20 protein-coding genes are annotated in these 22,729 nt (G+C 34.8%); 4 read left to right on the top strand and 16 right to left on the bottom strand.

Annotated features, from left to right (window positions below):
• From ABE048_RS14360 to ABE048_RS14345, 4 genes are all read right to left on the bottom strand, one after another.
• Entirely contained in the window at window positions 1-252 is a 252-nt protein-coding gene (locus ABE048_RS14360) for a phage holin (RefSeq protein ID WP_430311948.1), read from the bottom strand.
• A 12-nt stretch (window positions 253-264) separates the two neighbouring features.
• A complete protein-coding gene (locus ABE048_RS14355) occupies window positions 265-537 on the bottom strand; it encodes a hemolysin XhlA family protein (RefSeq protein WP_430311947.1) in 273 nt (90 codons plus the stop codon).
• 51 nt (window positions 538-588) lie between these two features.
• The gene (locus ABE048_RS14350) at window positions 589-798 is read right to left on the bottom strand and encodes a hypothetical protein (protein ID WP_430311946.1); all 210 of its coding nucleotides are present in this window, start codon (window positions 796-798) and stop codon (window positions 589-591) included.
• Between the two features lie 104 nt (window positions 799-902).
• Window positions 903-1,310 carry a Gp37-like protein gene (locus tag ABE048_RS14345; protein WP_430311960.1) on the bottom strand — a complete coding sequence of 136 codons (408 nt, stop codon included), beginning with the start codon at window positions 1,308-1,310 and terminating at the stop codon, window positions 903-905.
• Here ABE048_RS14345 and ABE048_RS14340 point away from each other — a divergent pair.
• A complete protein-coding gene (locus ABE048_RS14340; protein WP_430311945.1) occupies window positions 1,309-1,830 on the top strand; it encodes a tyrosine-type recombinase/integrase in 522 nt (173 codons plus the stop codon). The two genes, ABE048_RS14345 and ABE048_RS14340, sit on opposite strands and share 2 nt — an antisense overlap.
• On the top strand, window positions 1,787-2,332 hold the full coding sequence (locus tag ABE048_RS14335) for a tyrosine-type recombinase/integrase (protein WP_430311944.1): 546 nt from the start codon (window positions 1,787-1,789) through the stop codon (window positions 2,330-2,332). The genes ABE048_RS14340 and ABE048_RS14335 overlap by 44 nt, the downstream gene beginning before the upstream one ends.
• A 45-nt stretch (window positions 2,333-2,377) precedes the next feature.
• Here ABE048_RS14335 and odhB read toward each other — a convergent pair whose 3' ends face one another.
• The 6 genes from odhB to dapF form a co-directional block, all read right to left on the bottom strand.
• The gene (gene odhB, locus ABE048_RS14330; protein ID WP_430311943.1) at window positions 2,378-3,634 is read right to left on the bottom strand and encodes a 2-oxoglutarate dehydrogenase complex dihydrolipoyllysine-residue succinyltransferase; all 1,257 of its coding nucleotides are present in this window, start codon (window positions 3,632-3,634) and stop codon (window positions 2,378-2,380) included.
• 31 nt (window positions 3,635-3,665) lie between these two features.
• Window positions 3,666-6,467 (bottom strand): 2-oxoglutarate dehydrogenase E1 component, encoded by a 2,802-nt coding sequence (locus ABE048_RS14325; protein WP_430311942.1) that lies wholly within the window; start codon window positions 6,465-6,467, stop codon window positions 3,666-3,668.
• Between the two features lie 243 nt (window positions 6,468-6,710).
• Window positions 6,711-8,120 carry a HAMP domain-containing sensor histidine kinase gene (locus ABE048_RS14320; protein ID WP_430311941.1) on the bottom strand — a complete coding sequence of 470 codons (1,410 nt, stop codon included), beginning with the start codon at window positions 8,118-8,120 and terminating at the stop codon, window positions 6,711-6,713.
• Window positions 8,117-8,809, bottom strand: a complete 693-nt coding sequence (locus tag ABE048_RS14315) for a response regulator transcription factor (protein WP_430311940.1) — start codon at window positions 8,807-8,809, stop codon at window positions 8,117-8,119. The genes ABE048_RS14320 and ABE048_RS14315 overlap by 4 nt, the downstream gene beginning before the upstream one ends.
• Before the next feature lie 2 nt (window positions 8,810-8,811).
• The gene (locus ABE048_RS14310; protein ID WP_430311939.1) at window positions 8,812-10,842 is read right to left on the bottom strand and encodes a PAS domain S-box protein; all 2,031 of its coding nucleotides are present in this window, start codon (window positions 10,840-10,842) and stop codon (window positions 8,812-8,814) included.
• Between the two features lie 15 nt (window positions 10,843-10,857).
• Window positions 10,858-11,826 carry a diaminopimelate epimerase gene (dapF, locus tag ABE048_RS14305; RefSeq protein WP_430311938.1) on the bottom strand — a complete coding sequence of 323 codons (969 nt, stop codon included), beginning with the start codon at window positions 11,824-11,826 and terminating at the stop codon, window positions 10,858-10,860.
• Between the two features lie 592 nt (window positions 11,827-12,418).
• Between dapF and ABE048_RS14300 the strand changes: the two genes are divergently transcribed.
• Entirely contained in the window at window positions 12,419-12,967 is a 549-nt protein-coding gene (locus tag ABE048_RS14300) for a GNAT family N-acetyltransferase (protein ID WP_430311937.1), read from the top strand.
• Between the two features lie 250 nt (window positions 12,968-13,217).
• On the opposite strand, the gene ABE048_RS14295 is transcribed toward ABE048_RS14300, so the two are convergent.
• Window positions 13,218-14,297 carry an undecaprenyldiphospho-muramoylpentapeptide beta-N-acetylglucosaminyltransferase gene (locus ABE048_RS14295; protein WP_430311936.1) on the bottom strand — a complete coding sequence of 360 codons (1,080 nt, stop codon included), beginning with the start codon at window positions 14,295-14,297 and terminating at the stop codon, window positions 13,218-13,220.
• Between the two features lie 311 nt (window positions 14,298-14,608).
• Here ABE048_RS14295 and ABE048_RS14290 point away from each other — a divergent pair, with 311 nt between their 5' ends.
• Window positions 14,609-15,973, top strand: coding sequence for an MATE family efflux transporter (locus ABE048_RS14290; protein WP_430311935.1), 1,365 nt, complete (start codon window positions 14,609-14,611; stop codon window positions 15,971-15,973).
• An 888-nt stretch (window positions 15,974-16,861) separates the two neighbouring features.
• Here the strand turns inward: ABE048_RS14290 and ABE048_RS14285 are convergent.
• The 5 genes from ABE048_RS14285 to ABE048_RS14265 form a co-directional block, all read right to left on the bottom strand.
• On the bottom strand, window positions 16,862-17,956 hold the full coding sequence (locus ABE048_RS14285; protein WP_430311934.1) for a Ger(x)C family spore germination protein: 1,095 nt from the start codon (window positions 17,954-17,956) through the stop codon (window positions 16,862-16,864).
• The gene (locus ABE048_RS14280; protein ID WP_430311933.1) at window positions 17,938-18,975 is read right to left on the bottom strand and encodes a GerAB/ArcD/ProY family transporter; all 1,038 of its coding nucleotides are present in this window, start codon (window positions 18,973-18,975) and stop codon (window positions 17,938-17,940) included. The genes ABE048_RS14285 and ABE048_RS14280 overlap by 19 nt, the downstream gene beginning before the upstream one ends.
• Window positions 18,972-20,390: a spore germination protein gene (locus tag ABE048_RS14275; RefSeq protein WP_430311932.1), complete on the bottom strand. Its 1,419-nt coding sequence runs from the start codon at window positions 20,388-20,390 to the stop codon at window positions 18,972-18,974. The genes ABE048_RS14280 and ABE048_RS14275 overlap by 4 nt, the downstream gene beginning before the upstream one ends.
• 111 nt (window positions 20,391-20,501) lie before the next feature.
• A complete protein-coding gene (locus ABE048_RS14270) occupies window positions 20,502-21,464 on the bottom strand; it encodes a CAP domain-containing protein (protein WP_430311931.1) in 963 nt (320 codons plus the stop codon).
• A gap of 183 nt (window positions 21,465-21,647) precedes the next feature.
• On the bottom strand, window positions 21,648-22,553 hold the full coding sequence (locus tag ABE048_RS14265; RefSeq protein WP_430311930.1) for a CobW family GTP-binding protein: 906 nt from the start codon (window positions 22,551-22,553) through the stop codon (window positions 21,648-21,650).
• Window positions 22,554-22,729: the final 176 nt, after the last annotated feature.

The following is a 22,729-nucleotide window of genomic DNA, read 5'->3' as shown; positions in this document are numbered from 1 at the left end:
TTATTTTAACCTCTTTTCTTTTAAGTGTTGTTCTTGTTCACGTGCTTGTTTGGTTACGATATAACTATTCTTCCAAACTCCATAAATGACTAAGATGAATGGTACAGCAGCTAATAGAACATTAAAAAATGCATCAATTGAATCTGTGTTAAACCAATTGAAATAAAGACCTAATGTTTGAAAAAATAAAAGGATTGCTGATAACAACCCTCCAAATAATGAAATGTATTGTTTTAGTTTATCTGTTGTCATGTTTATAACCTCCTAATTTGTTTTGATAACTAATGCCAGTAATGCAACGATCACAGCACCAATTATGGTAGTAGCTACCCACCAAATAATCTTGTCGATTTTATTTAAGCGATGATGAGCGCTCTTTGTACTTTCTAAAGCTTTGTCAGCAATATCTTGTGCTTTGTCTGCTTTTTCTTCAGCGCGACTAGCCGTTATTCTCACTTCATTAACTCCATCTAATTTAGCGTCAATTCCACCAAGTCGCTCATATATATCGAGCATTAATTTGTTTTCTTCAGGCATGTTAACACCTCTTTTTCTGCATAATAAAAACCCTCCACAGATTGTGGAAGGTTAAGGTAGAATAGAATGACTTATTGAAACTTTCGCTATCTTTGAACTTACAATAATAGTTCCAAAAAGTTCTCTTTGTTGAATTGTAATATAATCCTGATCTAATAACTTTTTTATCTCTTCGCTTAATTCTTGGAGCGAATCCTTTTCAAATTTTGTAACTGCTAAGGTTTCGTCTGATTCATTTTTAAATCTTACCTCAAATTTCAAAAAATACTCCCCCTTAAGATAACATGTTATTGCTAATAGAAGGCGAGTATTCATTTTCATTGAAATAAAAATAACGCTAGTCGATTGACTGTGTTTATTCTTATCTATCGCTTTACTACTGGATTTAGTGTGTTAAATTTACGTTTCAATACACTGATAAAATCAGGCTTATCTTTATCAAATACAACTTCTATACGCATTCCTGATTCTTCGTAAATTTCTTTAACTTCGGTAATCCTCGCATCCATCGACACGCCCCAATATTTGTACATAACAGTTACGATATCGCCTAAGTCCCAATCCCTTTCATATTTGAAAGGGGACTTTGTGAGAATTTGACCACCTAGAAATATTTCTTGTTTGTGTTCGTCTAACTTTTCATTTCCCCGATTCGATAAGTCAGCTTCAATGTCAGTAACTGAACGAGGGGTTTCGTTACCATCATCATCTGTATTTGTTTCTTCAACATCTCGTGCATCTACATATAATTCATAGCGATCTAAACCTGAGATGTCTCATTACTTTTATAAAGACATCTTTATAGAATTTGAAGAAGAGTATTCAAAACACCTTAAACCCTCTACGATTTATAGAAAGTCTGTTGATTATAAAAAATGGATTCTTCCTACATTTGGAGAAAAAAGATTAAAAGAAATTACAAAAAAAGATTGTCAAAAATATATAGACTTTATGTCCAGTCAATTGAAGTCATATAAGCCCATTGTAATCCAAGCAAGAAATGTACTTGATTATGCAGTACGGAATGATTATATTGAGTCATCCCCTTTCAATAACACTGTATATCCTAAGACTACTATCTTTGAAGAGGATGAAAAACTAGAAAAATTCTGGGATAAAGAAAAATCACTTTACTTCTTAGAAAGGCTAAAGGCAACCGATACACTAAAACGATACGCTCTGTTCCGTACATTACTCTTAACAAGAATGCGTAAAGGTGAACTTCTAGCTCTACAAGAAAATGATATGCATGATGATACACAAAGTATTAGTATTACGAAAACACTTTTATGACGAAGATGGTAACTACCAATTATTAAAGCCTAAAACCTCTTCATCAGTTCGCGATATTCATTTAGACCTAGAAACTTTTTCTGTACTCAAGGATCTCATTAGACAAAATAAGAAACTTCGTCTTATATCAGGAGAAAAGGTAAAACATAAATTCATTTTCATAAAGGAGTCTTCCTTTGAACCTTTTCGCAACTCTTATGTAAACGAAGTCTTAAACAAGCTTTGCAAGCGTTTTGAGTTACCTCGTATAACTGTACATGGTCTACGTCATTCTTGTGCATCTCTACTATTTGCCGCAGGTGCAGATATCAAAGTCGTTCAAAAATTATTGGGACATGCTCATATTGAAACAACTTTGAACATCTATACTCACGTGACTACCGAAGAAATCGAAAAAACCACAGATTTGCTCATAAATTACTTAAATGAACTAACAAAAAAAAGCTACGGGAGTCATACGGGAGTCACGGAGCTTAAAAATCAAAAAAACCACCCTAATTAAAGGGTGGTCTGAGTGTAAGCGATAGGTTCTATAAAGCCCGTTAGATTAAGCTTCTAGTAATAAATCTTCTGGGTTTTCGATTAAGTCTTTAACCATTTTTAAGAATCCAACTGATTCTTTACCATTGATGATGCGGTGGTCATAAGATAATGCTACGTACATCATTGGGCGAAGTTGGATTTCGTCTCCAACTGCGATTGGGCGTTTTACAATGTTGTGCATACCTAGGATTGCAGCTTGGTCGCCATTGATGATAGGTGTAGACATTAATGAACCGAATACACCACCGTTTGTAATTGTGAATGAACCACCTTCAAGATCTTGAAGTGCTAATTTTTTGTTACGAGCTTTTGTTGCTAAGTCAGAAATTGAAGCTTCGATTTCTGCAAAGTTTTTGCGGTCAGTATCACGAACGTTTGGTACAACTAATCCGTCTGGAGTTGATACAGCAACACCAACATCGAAGAATTTGTTGTAGTGAATTTCGTCACCAACAATTTTAGCATTTACTGCTGGATATTTTTTAAGAGCAGCTGTAACTGCTTTTGTGAAGAATGACATGAAGCCTAGGCGAGTACCATCATGTGCTTCTTGGAATGCATCTTTTTTACGGTTACGAAGTGCCATAACGTTTGTCATGTCGATTTCGTTAAATGTAGTTAGCATTGCAGTAGTTTGAGATACTTCAAGTAAGCGTTTTGCAGCTGTTTGTTGACGACGAGTCATTTTAACAACTTCAACACGTGATTCATCTACAGCTTTTGCAACAGCTGGTGCTGCTTTTGGAGCTGCTTGTTGTGCTGCTGGTGCTACAGGAGCATTACCAAATGCAGCAACGTCTTGAACACGTACGCGACCTTGAGGATCTACTGGTGAAACAGCTGCAAGATCGATGCCTTTTTCACGAGCTAATTTGCGTGCTGCTGGACTAGCAATAACACGTTCGTTTGAAGAAGTTTCTTCTACTACCGGTGCAGCTGCAGGTTTTACTTCTGCTTTTGGAGCTTCTTGTTTTGGTTCTTCAGCTTTTGGAGCAGCTTCTTGTGGAGCTGGAGCTGGTGCAGCTGCGCCTTCTTCAACTTTTGCGATTACTGAGCCAACTTCAACAACATCGCCTTCATTTGCTAAGATTTCTGTAAGAACACCTGCTTCTTCAGAAATGATTTCAGCGTTAACTTTATCTGTTTCTAATTCAACGATGAATTCGCCTTTTTCTACGTGGTCACCAACTTGTTTAACCCAACGTACGATTTCACCTTCTGTAATAGATTCTGCTAATTCTGGAACAATAATGTCTGCCACTTTGTTTTCCTCCTTTAGGTAATTGCGCTACTTAACGAGCAACTGCTTCGTCGATAACGATTGTTTGTGCTTCTTTATAAGAGTCAGCGTCACCTTCCGCTGGGCTAGATAATTCAGGACGTCCTACATAAACAACATCTTGAGCATCTGTTGCTAATTCGCGTAGGTATGGATCTGCAAAGAACCATGAACCCATGTTTTTAGGTTCTTCTTGTACCCATGCAAGCTTTTTAACGTTAGGGAATTTTGCAAGAATTTCAGCAATTTCTGCTTTAGGGAATGGATATAGTTGTTCAACACGAACTAAATGTAAGTGTTCATAACCTTCACCTTCACCTATTTTTTCGGCAATATCGATTGCCATTTTACCTGAAGCAAATACGATTTTTTCAACTTTTTTCGCATTTTCCCCAGTTGTTGGGTGTTCGATTACAGTACGGTAATGTCCAGTTGTTAATTCTTCAACATCAGCTGCTACGATTTGGTTACGTAGAAGAGATTTTGGAGACATCATAACTAATGGGCGTACTGATTCTGTTCCAAGAACTGCTGCTTGTTGACGTAATAAATGGAAGTAGTTTGCAGCACTAGAAAGCATAACAACTGTCCAGTTATTTTCAGCTGATAATTGTAAGAAACGTTCTAGACGTGCACTTGTATGTTCTGAACCTTGACCTTCAGCAGAGTGTGGTAATGATAATACAACACCAGATTTAACACCCCATTTTGAACGAGTGCCTGAGATGAAGTTATCGAACATTACTTGTGCCATGTTTGCAAAGTCACCATATTGTGCTTCCCAAATTGTAAGAGCTTTTTCGTTTTCTAAGTTATAGCCATATTCGTAACCAACGATTGCAGCCTCTGATAATGGACTGTTGATTGGATCGAATGAAGCATGAGAACCAGAGATGTTGTGTAATGGAACAATTTCTTTACCATTTTGTTCATCATGAATTACAAGGTGGCGTTGTGAGAATGTACCACGTTGAACATCTTGACCAGTAATACGTACTGGGTAACCATCTTGTAGAATTGTACCGAAAGCAAGTGTTTCAGCATGACCCCAGTCAATTTTACCTTTACCTTCGAATGGATCGCGACGACGGTTTAAGATTTTGCTTAGTTTTTTAAATACATTGAAGTCTTCTGGGAATGCAAGAAGCTCTTCGTTCATTTTTTCTAAGCGTTCTCTTTCAACAGCTGTTTCAATACCTTCTGGGAAGCCGTTTTTCACTGCATCAGGCATTTCGTGGCTAGTTTCTTGACCTTTACCAACTTCTTTAACATGATCTAGAGCAGCTTGTAATTCATCTTTAATATCTTTTTGAAGTTTCGTAACTTCTTCTGCTGTTACAGTACCTTCAGCAACTAATTGTTTTCCGTATAATGCACGAACTGTATCGTGATTGTGTACGATATTGTAAGTTTCTGGGTTTGTAATCATTGGTTCATCCATTTCGTTATGACCATAACGACGGTAACCAATTAAATCGATTACAATATCTTTACCAAATTTTGCGCGATATTCAACAGCAAAACGTGCAACTTGAACAACTGCTTCTGGAGAATCAGCGTTTACATGAATAACTGGTACTTCATAACCTTTAGCAGGATCAGAAGAATAAACTGTAGAACGAGAATCAAAACGTTCAGTTGTGAAACCAATCATATTGTTAGCGATAATGTGGACTGAACCACCTGTATTGAAACCTTTAGTACGACCGTAGTTTAGTGTTTCAGTCACAACGCCTTGACCAGCAAATGCTGCATCACCATGGACTAAGATTGCAAGAGCTTTACTTGCATCATGTTCAGGTAAACCTGGTTTAGAAGTATTATCTTGAGCTGCACGAGCTTGACCAGTAACGACTGGGCTAACTACTTCTAAGTGAGATGGGTTGTAAGCTAATTTAATTGTTGTACCATTTGGTGATTTGTAAGTTGCACCAAGGTGATATTTCGCATCGTTTGACCAACCTTTTGTAACTTCTAAAGAACCGTCTTTCGGTACGAATAATTCACTTGGTACATGAGCGAAGTCAGCTAACATCATTTGATATGGTTTGTGTACATTGTGTGTAAGTACATTTAAACGACCACGGTGAGCCATACCAATCATAATGTCTTTAGCGCCATTGACTTCTGAACCTTTGATAATTTCTTCGATTAATACAACTAATGCATCGACACCTTCGATTGAGAAACGTTTAACCCCAACAAAAGTTTTGTGCAAGAATTGTTCAAATCCTTCAACTTTGTTTAACATTGAAAGAATTTCTTTTTTCACTTCAGTTGAAAGTTTTCCGTTAAGTGAACCACTTTCAATCTTAGATTGAATCCATTTTCTTTCATCTTTACCTATAACATGATTGAATTCAAAGGCGATTTTGCTAGTATAAATTGCTTTAAGGTAATTAATGGCATCTAAACCATTGTGAACGTTTACAGGAATATCATTTAATAAAACCGATGCAGGTATATTCACTAAATCCTGATCAGTTAAACCATAAGTAGAGGCTTCAATACGAGTTGAGTCTAAAGGTTGGTTATTTAATGGATAGATATCCGCTGCTAAATGACCATGAGCACGAATACTATCAGCATAATGTACAGCAGCTAAAACTTTTTCAATATTACCTGAATCAACAGTTGTAGTGCTTTCAATTGACTCTACAACCGGAGCTCCGTATTGTTCAAATAATGCCACAAGTTCAGCATCTACTTCTTCAGGAGATGTTAAATATAAATCATACATATCCATTACATAGCCAAGGTTTGGACCAGAAAAAGCAGACCACGGTGAGCTTGCAAGTGAAACGGGGTTTGACATGAGTATTACCTCCAACTTTTTTGCCAAGTGGCAGTTCCATTAATTACAAAGTATAATTCTGAAAATCCACTGTATATTTTACCATTCTTCCTGCTGAAGATACACGTATGTATTGATGTAAGCTGGAAGAACATTTTTCCTTTCAATCTTACTACTCTTCACAAAAAATTCAATATTATTGAGAGAATTGAGCAATTTTTTTCTTGAATGATGAAATTACTGAATAAATCCCTAAGAAATATGCTATTTTTCTGATGGTAGTATTACTTTGAATGTTGTTCCCGTACCCAGTTTACTAGATACAGTTATATTACCGCCATACTTATTGACTAACATCTTCACAATACTTAGTCCTAAGCCTGTGCCACCTTCATCTCTTGAACGTGCTTTGTCTACACGATAGAACCGTTCAAAAATGTGTGATAAGTCATTTTCAGCGATGCCAATACCGTTATCTTCGACTTCGATTTTGCAATGCTTCAAGTCATTTGTCAAGTAAATTTGAATAAGTGCATTTTCATCAGAATACCGAATTGCATTTTGTAATAGGTTACGTAGGATTTGTCCATATGCATTTGGTGAAATAGCTGCATAAGGAATCGTTAGGTTCTGATCATTCATTTTGACTGTAACATCTGGATGAAGAACTGTTTGTTCCTGTATGATTTCGTTTGTAATGGATTTTATATCACACTTTTCTTCCTTATCCTTTGCTTGACCTCTAGCAAGTTCCAGCATTTCTTCGATAAGCGTCTTCATTCGTTTAATTTCTGCTAATGACGTTTCAAGTGACTCACTTAAAATCTCTGGATCGTCTTTTCCCCATCGTTGTATTAAGGATAGATGGCCTTCGACAACCTGAACAGGGGTTCTAAGCTCATGAGAGGCATCTGAAATGAATTGTTGTTGCAATAGAAAGGATTGCTCTAGTTCCCCCATCATCTTGCGATAGACGCGCAACAAATCGCCAATTTCGTCATCTTGATCATATTCCATTTGAATTGGAGCTTCAAATCCCTTTTCGGCAACGCTTGTCATTTCCATTCGTAAGTCGTGAAGAGGTTTTAACAAAGTATTTGCTAGTGCATAACCAATGTATGCAGATAACACCAACGCTCCTATGCCTAGTATGAACATTGCCATCAATAAATAATTCATCATCGAATCAAATGCCGTTAAGGGATGGGCAAGTTGTATATATCCACGAAATAATCCTATTTGAATTTTACCTGTTGCTACAAAACTGTCCATTCCCTCAATCTTTTCTTTATGTACAACATATCCTTCGGGCGGGATATTTGCAGGCACATCGGGAATTTTAGATACGGTATCGTTAATGCGTAAAATTTCGATACCGTCTTTATTTAGTATTCGAACCGTTTGATCTTTATCTACAATTGAATTCATCAATCCTTTATTGGAACGTATATCATCAATTGTGATCCCACTTCCTTGGCCTTCAAAAAACACGGTTAAGTCATCCATTGTTCGATTAACGGATTGTTGTTGGTCCGATAATAACCACGTATAAATCGACCAATATGAGACAGAGCAAATAATCGCAAAACTAACAAAAATAACAAAAGAAGATGTAAGCGCCCACTTTGTTTTTAAAGATTGATTTTTAAACGAACTGATATTCAGTTTCTTCATTCTCTCATCACATACCCAACTCCTCTTACAGTTTCAATGTAAGAACTTGTTTCTTTTGGTAGTTTAGATCGTAGATGACGGATATAAACATCTACTACATTTGTTTCAACATCTGATTGGTAACCCCATACATTTTCTAATATTTGATCACGTGTGCAAACTCGATTTTTATTGTGGATAAGTAAACTTAATAAATCGAATTCGGTTTTTGTTAAGCCTATTAGTTGCTCATCTACATATGCGCAATAGGCATCTTGGTTAATTTTGATATTTTTATATTGAAGTAATGTTTGGTCTTTCTCAGGGTTTACTCTTCTTAAAATAGAGCGAAGACGAGCCAGTAGTTCTTCAATTGCAAAAGGCTTGACGATGTAATCATCTGCTCCTGCATCAAGACCTGCTACCCGATCCATTACAGCATCTCTCGCAGTTATTAAGATAATGGGCACTTGTGAATGACTTCTAATCCTTCTACAAACTTCAATACCATTTAATTCTGGTAGCATAACGTCTAATAAAATGACATCAAAATGATTTTCCTCTTTCAGTGCTTCTTGAAGTCCTTCTCGCCCGTTATAACGAATTGTCACATCAAATTGTTCATGCTTTAATTCAAGTTCGATAAAACGTGCAATATTTTTTTCATCTTCTACCAATAATATATGTTTAGTCACGTACTTCGCCGCCATTCTTAATTACTAGCAAAATGATAGGAATCTTTTCCTGATATTTTTTTTGCATAATATAATGCTGAATCTGCTTTATCTAATAATAATGTAATATCAGTACCATCTTCAGGATAACTTGCCACTCCAATTGAAGAAGTTGCAGAGAAATGATTATCCTCAATTTCCCATCCTACACGGAGGATTTCTTGAATTCTCTTTATTGTTTGCTCAATTTGTTGCGTTCGTTTTGTTATATTTTTGGACATTTTAGTTAACATGACAATAAATTCGTCTCCACCTATGCGCGCGACAATATCACTGTCTCTTAGGCTAGAAGAGAGTGCCTTCCCAAACTCTTTAATAAATTCGTCTCCCACATCATGACCATATACATCATTGATACCTTTAAAATTATCTCCATCAATAAACAAAATAGCTATTGAACTATTTGAAGAATCCGCTTTTTTAGCTATTTCATCAAATTTTTCTAATAAATATCGTCTATTCGGTAACATCGTTAAACTATCATGATAGGCCAAAAATCGAAGCTTCTCTTCCATTTCTTTACGTTCTGTAATCTCACGGGCAACTGTTACAAATTGATATACATCCTTACGTTCCGAATCATTTACCGCTGATACCTGCGCCTCTAACCAATAACTTTTACCATCTTTCGATAAAATTTCTAATTCAATTTTCGAATTCCCATTGTCCTTCAAAATGGTATCAAACTCTTTATACAAAAGATCACAACTAGTTGGTTCTAGTATTTCAGTAAAGAATCTTCCGAGTAACTCTTCTTTAAAGTAACCTAAACCGACTTCATAATTTGGTGAAATGTATTGGATAATGCCATCTTCGTTTGTAATGACGATTAAATCATTCGTATGTTCAGTAATCAAACGAAATAGTTTTTCAATGTTGCGTAGATTCGTCATAATTGATTTCTTTTGGGAAATATCAAAACTGATTCCTATGAAATTTGTAATATCACCTTTTGAATCTTTGATAGGTACAATCGTTGTATCTGCCCAATAGGTTCTTCCGTATTTTGTTCGATTACACATCTCTCCACGCCAAATTTCACCTTTTAAAATATGATTCCACAATTTTTTGTAAAATCCATCGGAATGTTCTCGTGAACTAAGGATTGCATGGGTTTTACCTACCAGCTCATTAGATGCATATTGAGTATGTTTTTCAAATCCTTCATTGACAAACTCAATTACTCCACTCTTATCTGTTATACATATATTAGCAGCTACATTTAAAGCATCCTTGTAACTTTCTAGCAATAGTGTCGTTTGAATCAAATCATTTTTTAGTTGCACTGTACTCTTCAACTCTTGCCATTGAATACTAATTGCAATAACAGTTTGATCCATATAGACAGGTGAGAAACTAACAAGAAAATTACTCAATTCCTTTTCTTTTTTCTTCTGTGTAAAAATTACTGAAGATGAGCCGTTCCCTTTAAAGGTATCTTTTATACATTGTAAATACTTTTTTTCATTCTCAGTATTAATAAAATCTGATTCCATTAGATTTTGATTTTTTTTCAAGATGAAACCAAACACTTTACTGAAAATGGGATTCACTTCAAATATTGTAAAATCTTTCAATAAGATAACTGTAGGATCAATCTTATCTTCAAATAACGATTGTAAAAACACATATTTTTCTTCAAGTGTTTTTTGATCTGAAATATTATTCGTTATGGCTAATAAATATGTACGTTCTCCTTGGAAAATGGGAGTACAAATCGTTTCATTTGTATATCCATTTTCTGAGAACAAATAAAAATCACGATAGGTAACCTGTTGTTTCGTATTTATTGCCTTCCGATAATTTTCTTCTATAATGTTTCGAAGATCTAAATGTATAACATTTGAAAGAAATTGACCTTCTGGATTCGTTTGAAATACAAGTTTAGCTGATTGATTGATATAAATATATTGAAAATCATTCTCTACTAATTCCATAAAGTAAACAAAACCCGAATTGATTTGATAAAGTGCATTAAATTGCTCTCTTGTTAAAAAAACATCTGACATCTTGCCACCTCATTATCAAATAGTAAACTGTGATGCTAATCTCTCTGTTGCATACTTAATAAAAGAATTATATGAGTGTTGTTCATTCGTTTCTTGAATTTCATGATAAGAATAATTTTCACCATCAACTTCTAATATATACGTAGCAATAAATGTAGCATTACCTACTAATTTTAGTTTGTAGTCATTTTGATCCTGTTGAACAAGGCATTGAACAAAACCCCCAGGGTTGAATACAGTAATTTTTTCCTCTGACGTAAAGTTTAATTTTCTAGATACTAACGCAGAAGCTGTCATAGCGGTACCACAAGCATTTGTAAAACCAACGCCTCTTTCGAAAGTTCGTACATATATCTCGTGATTACTGATTGGATAAGCGTAACTTACATTGACTCCGTCAGGACAAATAGGATTTGGACTATTTAGGGATGTGGCTAACTTTTCTTGATGTTCTGTATTTTCTATCTTTTCTTTTGATACAAAACTGATTAAATGAGGATTTGGTACTGATACAGCTGTAAATGTAACATCATTCGATAATTCATCATATATCTCATTGATCAAAGTTGTTTTGCCATCAACATTCATAGGTAGTGATGAAAGTTCAAAGGAAACGGGTGCAATTTCCACTCCATATGTAGGAACACCATCGAATAATGGTTCTTCTTTTGCAACATGAAGAGTAGCCTTCATTGTTTCAATAAGCCCTTCATTTACACCATTCTTTTCTAAGACATAGCGAGCGACACAACGAAGACCATTTCCACACATCGATGCTTCTGTACCGTCTGCATTAATTACTCTCATTTTGGCTAGCGCTTCATCTGAAGGGGCAACTAATAATAACCCGTCAGCTCCTCCATGATTGTTAAAGTTACAAAGCCATTTTGTTAAGTTTACCCAATTGTGTAACGTTTCGTCGTTTGTTTCATATAAATAAAATGTATTTCCAGATCCATGAACTTTCAACAAATTTAGTAACATCAAATCTTCCCCCGTTCTCGATACATTAATCATAATTCTATTCAGACAAGCATACAACTGAACAGTTACTCTTGCCTAGTGCAATAATTATTATGTTTTTCGTGTTTTATGACTAATTATTTCTATATAATTAATTGACTGTAGTCGTATTTATCTATGAATTATTGTAGTTATTAAGGATATTATATTATTTTTTATTAAATAAGTATATTTTTGATAATTTTTGGTTAGAAGAAAATATAGCATTTCTTTTTACTAATAAATTTCAACTATGAAACACATTGTAAAAATTTTTTTTGTATTTAAATTTTGTTCACATTTGCTAATTTTTAATATTATTTTTTCTTAAAAAACAACGTTTTCCTCTTTGCAATTTGCTCATTTCTTAGTATAGTAAAAGTGCAAAATAATTTCATAAGTGATTCCTATTTTTTATAGAGTCAATAGGGAAGGCAAATGGTGCGCCACCAGTGATCGCTGGTTCTAGTGGGTTCGATTCCCACCCCGAAATTTTTTATGCAACATTAAATGAAAAATTTCGAGCGGGGATAGAACTGAATTAGAAGTTCACCCTAAAAAGGAGGCGTTCAGCATGATTAAGCGACGTGAATTGCAAGAATGTAATGAGCTTTTTGAGTTGTTAAGTCACCCATCTGTCTTCCCTTTTGTGCGTCAAAAGGCAAAGACAGCAGACGAATTTTGGTTTATGACAAGCCAATTGATGGAAGATGAAGAAAACGGTAAGGTCGTATCACGTACAATCACGGATGATTGGGGCCAACCAATTGGAACGATCACTTTATACGACGTTCAAGATGGTGCTGGATTCCTTGGCACATGGATTGGTATTCCTTATCAAGGAAAAGGTTATAACCAAAAAGCAAAAGAAATGTTTTTGAAAGAATTATTTTTTGAATTAGATTTTCAATGTGTCTTTCTTAAAATACGAAAAGAAAACACAAAATCTATTCGTGCTGCGGCTAAACTTGGATATGTAATGGATGCTAAAGAAAGTCATCCATCATTATTTGAGGAGATTAACCAAGGCGAGAAACAATTTGAATTACTGAAAATTCAAAAAGATACTTTCTATTTATATTTAGCAAATCAAAAAAGCGCTTCAGAAGAACAGGCAATGTAAAATTAAGAAAAGTGAGGACGTTGACTTGCTACAAAAACTAAATAATTCATCGGCGGACGATGTACCCTCGAGTCATTTCAGTCCATTAGTTGATTATTTTAAAACCATTTTCTATTTAACCCAGGAAATTAACGGGTCTGAAAGAGAAATCTCCGCTTATAAACCATAAAGACCATTTAGTCGCCCATGTGAAGGTAACTAGATGGTCTTTTTGGATTTGGATTTGATTTCTTTTATATATAGTTTACAATCATTTTTTTGCGTATTGGACGATTAATTCGACCATTTCATTTGGTGTTTTTGGAGACTCAGCTTCATGCATATTCTTAATTAGTGAATCTTTATGTGCTTTTAACGTTTCCATTGCTTTCATAAAGCTTTGGTTGTTTAACTCTTCTTCTTGTAAAACCTCTGCAATACCTTGCTCAAAGAATAATTTCGCATTTAAAATTTGATCTCCACGAGATTTTTCCAAAGATAATGGAATTAACAGCATCGGTTTTTCAAGTGCCAAAAATTCAAAAATAGAATTAGATCCAGCACGAGAGACAATATAATCTGATGCATGTAGTAAATCAGGTAATTCCGTTGTTACATATTCGAATTGTTTATAGCCTGGCATATCAACAAGTGCTTCGTCTAAATGACCTTTTCCGCACAAATGAATAATATTATGGTCCTTCAATAATTCCACCATATTCGAACGAACTGCATCATTGATAAATTTAGACCCCTGGCTACCTCCCATAATTAGAATGGTTTCTTTTCCATTGTGGAAGCCGCACATTTCAAGACCTTTTTCTCTTGTTCCTTCAAATAATGCTGGACGGATAATCGAGCCAGTGCACGTCGCTTTTTCAGGTGGTAAATGTTTCAATGTTTGTTTAAACACGGTGAAAATATGTGAAGCAAATGGTAATGAAAGTTTGTTTGCTAAACCAGGTGTTACGTCAGATTCGTGGGATACAACCGGAATGCCAGTAAGTTTAGCTGCCATTACAACTGGTACAGAAACAAAGCCTCCTTTTGAAAATACAACGATTGGTTTCACACGACGCATGATGGATAATGCTTGTGAAATTCCAGCAAGTACGCGGAAAGGATCTGTAAAGTTTTTCATAGAGAAATAGCGTCTTAGTTTACCAGACGAAATTGAATGATATGGTAATTCAGGGAAAGCCTGACCGATAATGTCTTTTTCAATCCCCTCTTTTGATCCTATATAGTGAACATCATAGCCTTTTTCTAAAAAAGATGGTATGATAGCTTGATTGAGTGAAACGTGGCCTGCAGTACCGCCACCAGTTAATATTACAGTATTTTTAGTCATTATATGATTCTCCTATTCTATTAAAAACGAAACACGCCTGCTTAGCTCCGACAGCTACATGTATCCCTAATCGGAAGTGTCTTTTCAACTTTCGACCAAGAGGATGATTCTAGGAAGATAGCCTAAGTGTGCAACATCAGGTCATAGCGACTATCTGGATCACTCCAATGAACCCTCGAGGGGCTTGGCGTGTGGAGCTGGATAAAATAAAGAGGCGCTCGTTCTGGACCAAAAAAGCACAACTGGATATCAAGACTTATTATACTATACTACATAAATAAAAATGTATTCACAACGGGAGATGAAAAAATATGCATGCAACAACTACGATAAGAGCAAAATGGACTCTCATGTTAAAAATTGTATTTCCTATTCTTATTACCCAAATTGCGTTATATTTAATGTCATTTTTTGATGTCTTAATGTCAAGTAAATATAGTACGGCTGATTTAGCAGGTGTATCTATTGGTTCATCGATTTGGATGCCTATTTATACAGGATTATCAGGCATTCTCTTATCTATAACCCCTATTGTAGCACACTTAGTCGGTGCAAAAAGAGAGAAAGAAGCAACATTTTCAATTCAACAAGGTTTTTATGTAGCAATAGCTCTTTCCTTACTAATATTTGGAGGTATGTTCTTAGCAATTAATCCCTTATTATCCAAAATGTCATTAGAACCTGCAGTACATAGAGTCGCTCAACATTATTTAATTGCTATGTGCATTGGTCTTATCCCTCTATTTATCTATAGTGTTCTACGATGTTTCATCGATGCATTGGGTCAAACTAAGGTTTCGATGATGATTACATTAATGGCTACGCCAATCAATATAGTATTTAACTATTTTTTTATTTTCGGTCATTTTGGTTTTCCTGAACTTGGTGGCGTTGGCTCTGGAGTGGCCTCTGCCATAACGTATTGGATTATTTGTGGAATCGCTATTTTCATTACTTTAAAACGTACCCCGTTTTCAGAATTTGTATTATATAAAAAAATACCAAAGATCAACTTGTCTAAATGTATGGAAATTATAAAACTTGGATTACCCATTGGCTTATCTATTTTTGCCGAAGTAAGTATTTTTGCAGTCGTTACGATATTAATGAGTAATTACAGTACATCCGTCATCGGTGCTCATCAAATCGCGATGAATTTTGCAAGTCTGTTGTATATGATTCCTTTAAGTATCTCGATGGGCGCAACGATCCTAATTGGCTATGAAACTGGAGCAAAAAGATTCAAAGATGCCAAAGCATATAGCTTATTATGTATTGCAACAGCTATATCTTTTTGTCTTGTTTCTTTAACTATCCTACTGACTTTTAAAGAACATATTGCCGCCATATATAGTGATGATTTAACTGTCGTAAAGCTTGCAGGACACTTTCTAACTTACGCTGCCTTCTTCCAGCTTTCTGATGCGATTCAAGCACCAATACAAGGTGCACTTCGTGGATATAAGGATGTTACCATGACATTTGTGATGGCATTAATTTCGTATTGGGTTATAGGGTTACCGCTTGGTTATGCTTTAGCTAATTTAACTGATCTTGGTCCATACGGTTACTGGATTGGTCTAATCTCTGGACTTGCTACAGGAGCGATTACCTTAAGTTTTCGACTTGCTTTTGTCCAACGAAAAATACAACGAATGGAATCTCCTTCTGAATGAGGGGGATTTTTTCGTTGCATTTATATAAGAATTAATTTCATAATGAAAAATTCATATGAAATATACGAACATTTCATGATATCCATTTTTGTTCATTCTGGAGAGAAAGACTTCGAGGCACCGAAAATGCATTCACATTTCCTTTGTGCAATTTTAATTCAATGAGGTTCATTAATAGTCCTTCAGGAAAAGCTTAAGCAGAAAGCTCCGCAGATAGTAGGAAGGTTACTGAAAAAGTGTTTAAATAGAAATATTAATATTATTAATCGGTTTTCTGCATGATGTGGAATTAGCTTCGCTTTCCGCGGGAGTCTTCGCTAATTCCACATCAACAAAGATAGCTATATAAGATTTATATAATCTTTCATCTATTTTTACTTATTAAGCGCCTTCAACGTAGTGCTACTAAGTGAAGCTATGGAATCGTGCCAGACTTCAACAAGGAGATTAAAGCCAAACCCTTGGAAAACCACCGTCTGTAGCGGAACATCCATATCTGAATAGTGAAAAGTAATATGTTGAAATGTTCGTATTTTAAATCCGAAAATAGATATAGATAAATTGATTCATTTAGATATTCCAAGATTGATACCATATATGATTGAATAGTTACCAACAAAGCGGAAGACAGGCGACTCCTGAGGGAAGAGCAAGCGAATCAAGACCTCGTAGCGCAATTAAGGAACGGAGTCTAAGAACGCCACGTCCTGTGACAACGACTCCGTGACCAACATCCTGTTGCCCCGAGGAAGAAACATCTGATGCTTGCCCGCGGAAAACGCCTGTCTGTAGCGGAACATCCATATCTGTATAGGAATTATCTACTAATTGATGATATTTGCCCATAGTAGTAAACCTATAACATGAGATACTTAATGATCTGATTACTCATTTTAAAATTCCTGAACGAATAATTTTAACATTCACATTCACTTTAAAATCTAATGTTTTGTAGACTTCTTTCCAATGACCTTCCTTCCAAATTTTTGATCTACTAATTCTTGCTTTTTTTCCAATACCTATAGGATCTGATGATGCATCCTGGCATTTTTTCATCATTTTTAATGTTTCATTTTTTATTTTCTTCTCCAGAAATTTTTCTAATTTGTTTTTCACTTTTTTTTCACTAATATGATCTAAAGGGTACTCATCTATATTCACTTCAAATGTAGAATTTAGGTAGACTTTCGCTGATTTACCTTGTTCTTGGATTTTAATTTTCTTTTTATATCGAATAATATCAACCGTTAGAGGTGTTTTTTTATCTTTCTCTTCAAATATATACGACAATCGAGCATAATCCGCTTTTCCATAAGCTGCTAGGACTAATAATAAGGAATCCCTTAAACCTAGGGTTGTCCCTGTAAATTTTCTTCCATTAAAAAGAGCAAGACCTTCTGCTATTGGTGTTTTATTCTTTTCATCTCTATTCAAATAAGGTAAAACTAAATCCTGTCCTTCTTCAAATAACATTGATCCTGCTTGTTGGATATCTAAGCCTTTTGGAAAAACAGAATCCCTCTCTACACTTTCTATAAAGTCCTGATAATATGCTCCTAATCCAGATGGTAAAGGCTTTTTGACATCAATAAAGTCTTTGGGCGAACCTTTTGTAATGGCAAATTTAGTAGTAACTGGATTTTGAGCATTACGAAAGAAAATATCTAAAAAAGGATAAATGTCATCATGTGCACTTTCCTCTGCCATTAAGTAGGTAGAAAGTTCTGACAAATCAAGCGTTAGTGCTGTCTTTAAATCTGCTTTGTTTCGAACATCCCTTGGTGTTAGCCCTTCTGATTCAACGATTGCAACTTTTGTAGGATCGTTTGGTGAACTCGGATATGCGTAATAAGCTTTCAATTCACCCATATGGCCTTCGATTCCTGCAATTGAAATAACTGCCAGATTTTTATATAATCGTTCATCCCAACAGCCAGCAAGTAACACAACACTTAACATACAAACTATTGTGACTTGTCGCATTTGGAATCTCTCCTTTTATTCTTCAAAATGATGATGACAGGTAAAACAATAGTGAATGGATAATATAAGTAGCCAAGATATTTTCGAATAAAATTTACTTGATATACATCTACTAAGAACAAAGTTACGACTAAAATAAAACAATGTAAAATAATCATCATTAGATTCGGATGTTTTCTTTTTTTAGAAAAAAGTACAATACGAATATTAAAAATAAATAGATTGATTGTTAAAATGCTCCAAGCAAGCCAAATGTAAATAAAAAATATATCTAGTCGTTTAACAAATGTAACTTTTTGTGATTTTAAAATATAGATAATAGGCTCAGGAACTAAATTGATTTCTTTTAATGCATAGTAAAATTCTGTTCCTATAACAGAAGCACCCATAAAAATAGAAACAATTAAATGAAAAATCAATAATGGTTTACCAGCTACTTTTTCATTTTCCAACACATATTTTCTTAATATTAAATAGCTTTCTATTCCAATAAATGCTAATACGCTACTATGCACACCACTTAACCACTGAGGTACTGTACTATCACCAATTGGTAAAATATTACTAAATTTCAACTCATGTGTTGCAAGTAATATAAAGATAATGAAAATAATCACAAATGGAATGATTAATACACCTAAATTTATTACTGTTGATGGTCTACTCAAACTGATATATAAAGAGACAAGAAGCATAATGACTAAAGTAACAATGGGAGGAGTGCTTTGAATAACCCAAGTGTTTAGGGTATATTGCATATAGCCTAGAAAGCCAATAATAAGCGTAAGCCAGTATAAAATATAAAGCCAAGATGTAATTTTACCTAATTCGAATCTTTTGTAGTATTTTTCATAAAAAAGCAACTGTATAAATGCAATGATTGTAGCAACAGCAAACATTATCCAAGCGTCTCTTCCTCCCTTTATAATGAGCGCCTGCTGAAACGAAATGTAAACCACACCTGTTTCGATAAAAAATAACATTATAAAGAATTGGACTTTTGTTAACTTAAAACTCATTTCATATTTCCTTCTGGGTCAAATGAACTCACTTGTGGTTCCGGTTTTACAAACGGCCCACGGACAAATATTGTTTTTATTTTTTTAGGCTCAAAAGGCACTACCGGAGAAAAGTAAGGCGACTTTAAAGAGCTTAAATTTAATAAATGAACGAATAAAACTAAACTACCAATGACAATCCCGAAAAAGCCCATAAAAGCAGCAGCTAACATAAATGGAAAACGTAAAATCCGAATGGACATATTCATCTCCACAGATGGAACCACATAACTTGAAATAGCAGTCAAAGCCACAACTATTACCATCATGTTAGAAACAAGTCCCGCAGTCACAATAACAGTTCCAATTACTAAGCCACCAACAATTCCAATTGTTTGTACAACAGCTTGAGGTAACCGAATACTTGCTTCCCTGATTAATTCAATAATAATTTCAAGTAACAACGCTTCTATAATCGGTCGATAAGGAATTTCGCCAATATCTAACTTAAGCTTTTTACTTAACTCCAAAGGTAATACTTCAAAATGAAAGCTGACAATGGCAATATAAAATGCAGGCAAAAATACCGCACTCAAAAAACTGAATATACGAACTATTCTATAAAAAGAACCAACTAAAACACGCCCGTTATAATCATCGGGTGATTGATAAAATGAGAAAAATGTAACTGGTCCAATTAGTACTGTCGGTGAAATATTTGTTAAAATAGCAATTTTACCTTCAACTAAATTTGCCAAGACACGATCAGGTCTTTCTGTATTTAAAAGTTGGGGAAACGGGGAATATACGGACTCCTCCAAATAGTCACCTACTTCACCAGCTGTATACAAAGTTGGGGTTCTTTCTTGCATCAATTTCAATTTTCTTTCAACTTCCGACACTGATTGCATATTAGCAACTTGATCCAAGTACATATAGTAAACATCCGTTTTTGTATCTACACCAATTTCCATTTTATTCACAACTAAATTTGGCACTCGAATTCTTTTACGAATTAATCCTATATTTACATCAACATTCTCAATAAACCCTTCATGAGAACCACGAACTATATGTTCGTTTATAGGTTCATCAGGTGAACGATGTGGTACCTCTGGTAAAGTAAGATGTACCATCTGCTGTTCTGTCATTAAAATAATGATGGTTTCACCTTGGCAAATATAATCAACGAATTTTTCCATTTGGAAAGGTTCCTTCACAGAAGCCATTGTCTCTGTCCATTTTTCTTCATCCACTGCTGCTTGAAGTTTCAATACGTTAAGTTGATCTTGAACATCTCTTTTGTTAACCATTGAACTGTAATAGCATAAAATCGCATAATTTTCGTTCGGCCATGAAATCTCTTTTGCTGTAAAATCAACAGAATTATAAAAGGTAGATTTTAGTTTATCGACCATGGATTCAAGGAATAGCAAAATAGTACCCCCTTTTTCTTCTAGTATGGAAAAATAATCATGATTTCAAACAAAAAAACCAGCCAAATTTTAGGCTGGTTTTTATATTTATATGAAATTATGAATCTATCATTATTTTTGGATAAACTGTTGTGTCCAGTAGTTACCGTTTGCTGAAAAACCTACGCCGATATGAGTGTATGAAGCATTCATAATGTTAGCACGGTGTCCTGGTGATTGCATCCAAGCTTGTACCACTTCTTGAGGTGTTTTTTGTCCTTGTGCGATGTTTTCACCTGCTGATTTATATGAAATCCCAAGAGATTTCATTTGATCAAATGGTGAACCGTATGTTGGACTCGTATGATCGAAATAGTGGTTTTTAGCCATGTCATCTGATTTTGCTTTTGCTGATTGCATTAATTTTGTATCAGATTGTAATGCTGGTAATCCTTCTTTTGCACGTTCAGCGTTTGTTAATGAAATAACTTGTTGCTCAAATTGTGAAGCAGATGAGCTATTAGAATTTGTTGTTGAATTGTTTGATCCTGGATTTGATGTTGTTCCTTGATTTGACCCTGGATTTGATGTCGTTCCTTTATTTGAGCCTGGGTTTGAAGTTGTTCCTTGATTTGACCCTGGGTTTGAAGTTGTTCCTTGATTTGACCCTGGGTTTGATGTTGTTCCTTTGTTTGAGCCAGGATTTGATGTTGTTCCTTTGTTTGAGCCAGGATTTGATGTTGTTCCTTTGTTTGAGCCAGGATTTGATGTTGTTCCTTTGTTTGAGCCAGGATTTGATGTTGTTCCTTGATTTGAGCCGTATAGAGAAGCTAAATACTTATCTAATTCAGCTTTTGTAAATGTTTTTACTTGAATTGGAGTCTGTGAATTCTTATAAACTTTCACCCAATTATAAGCTTGTCCATAAGCTTGATCATAAGCTTGTTGTCCATATTGCCAATCACAATCTGACACTGAAGTTTGCTTCGCTGCATCATTATTGACTGTTTTAGCCGAAGCATCTAATGCTCCACTTGAAACTCCCACCATCATTAGTAGGCTTAATGGTAATGCCCATTTCGTCATTTTTTTCATCTTGCATTCCTCCTTGTCTGCATCAAGCTTAGCGTACATATGCGACAAAAAGTTGCCCAACGATTACCACTTTCTCCAAAGGGGGCCTCATTGGGCAGTATTAATGCATTTCATTTGGGATTTACTTGAAGTCTATCTGCTTATTACTATTTTATTAGGGTTGACAGTTACTAAATTTCGTCGTTAATTTACTAGACCAATCACTTTTAATGCATCAACATTTTCTCCAATTATTACAAGCTTTGGTTCCATATGAACATATTCCGGAAGCCATTGTGTTAATCCATATGCATATTGGAAAAGCATCGGATTTTTTATTCCCTTTACAGGCACATATCCTTTCATTCGATAAATAGATTCAGGAATTGTACGTACCCAATTTTCAAATTCCTCTTGAGAAAAATCTACTGATTCAGGAAAAGTGACAAGACGAGAACTTAGATGCAAATGATGTCCTAAATCAGCTTTATGAATTTCAGAAGGTCTCGTAGTTGCGTGTAAACTTTGTAAAAATTTTAATGGTACTTTGGCATTTATTGTTTGTATGATTTGTGCATGTGGATTTAAGTTTTGTAATTCAAACGTAACTTGAGCTCTTTCAGCTTCTGTTAACAAGTCCATCTTATTTGCCAAGATTAAGTGCGCATGCCGAATTTGTTCTAAAAATAAAGAACGTGTTTGAGGAGACATTTTATCTCTTTCTAACCAACGTTTACTATCTGCAATGGTAATAATCCCTTTGATATTCAATTGTTCAGCAAATAAAGGTGAATAAACGGCATCTAATGCCTCTACTGGGTGAGCGGCACCAGTTGTTTCAATTATTATTACATCAAATTCTGATTCTGCTAACAATGATTGGATTTGAGCTTCAGTTTTCTCTGCACCAGAGCAGCAAATGCAACCATTGAGCATTTCTTTTAATGGAATTCCTTCTTCCACTGCTTGGGAATCAAAATTCAGTTTACCTAGTTCATTCATAATGACTGCAGGTCTTAATCCTTGTTCTTTCAATTGGCGAATAATATCTACCATCATTGTTGTTTTACCACTACCTAAAAATCCGCTAAATAAATATACGTCTTTCATAATATTCAACTCCTATTAATAGATTTCCAGTCCGCTGAAAAACTATTTTTTATTCAAATTAATATAAATCAATTTTATAAATCCTTTAATAAATACGAAAATTAAACATAAATACGTATCCAGTTTTCCGAATTTCGCTACAGTCGCTGCATTATACATGATGTGGAATTAGCTTC

The organism is Rummeliibacillus pycnus (genome assembly GCF_050459865.1).
Classification (GTDB): domain Bacteria; phylum Bacillota; class Bacilli; order Bacillales_A; family Planococcaceae; genus Rummeliibacillus; species Rummeliibacillus pycnus_B.
The sequence above is the reverse complement of the archived record's forward strand: the minus strand, read 5'-3'. Positions and strand labels throughout refer to the sequence as shown.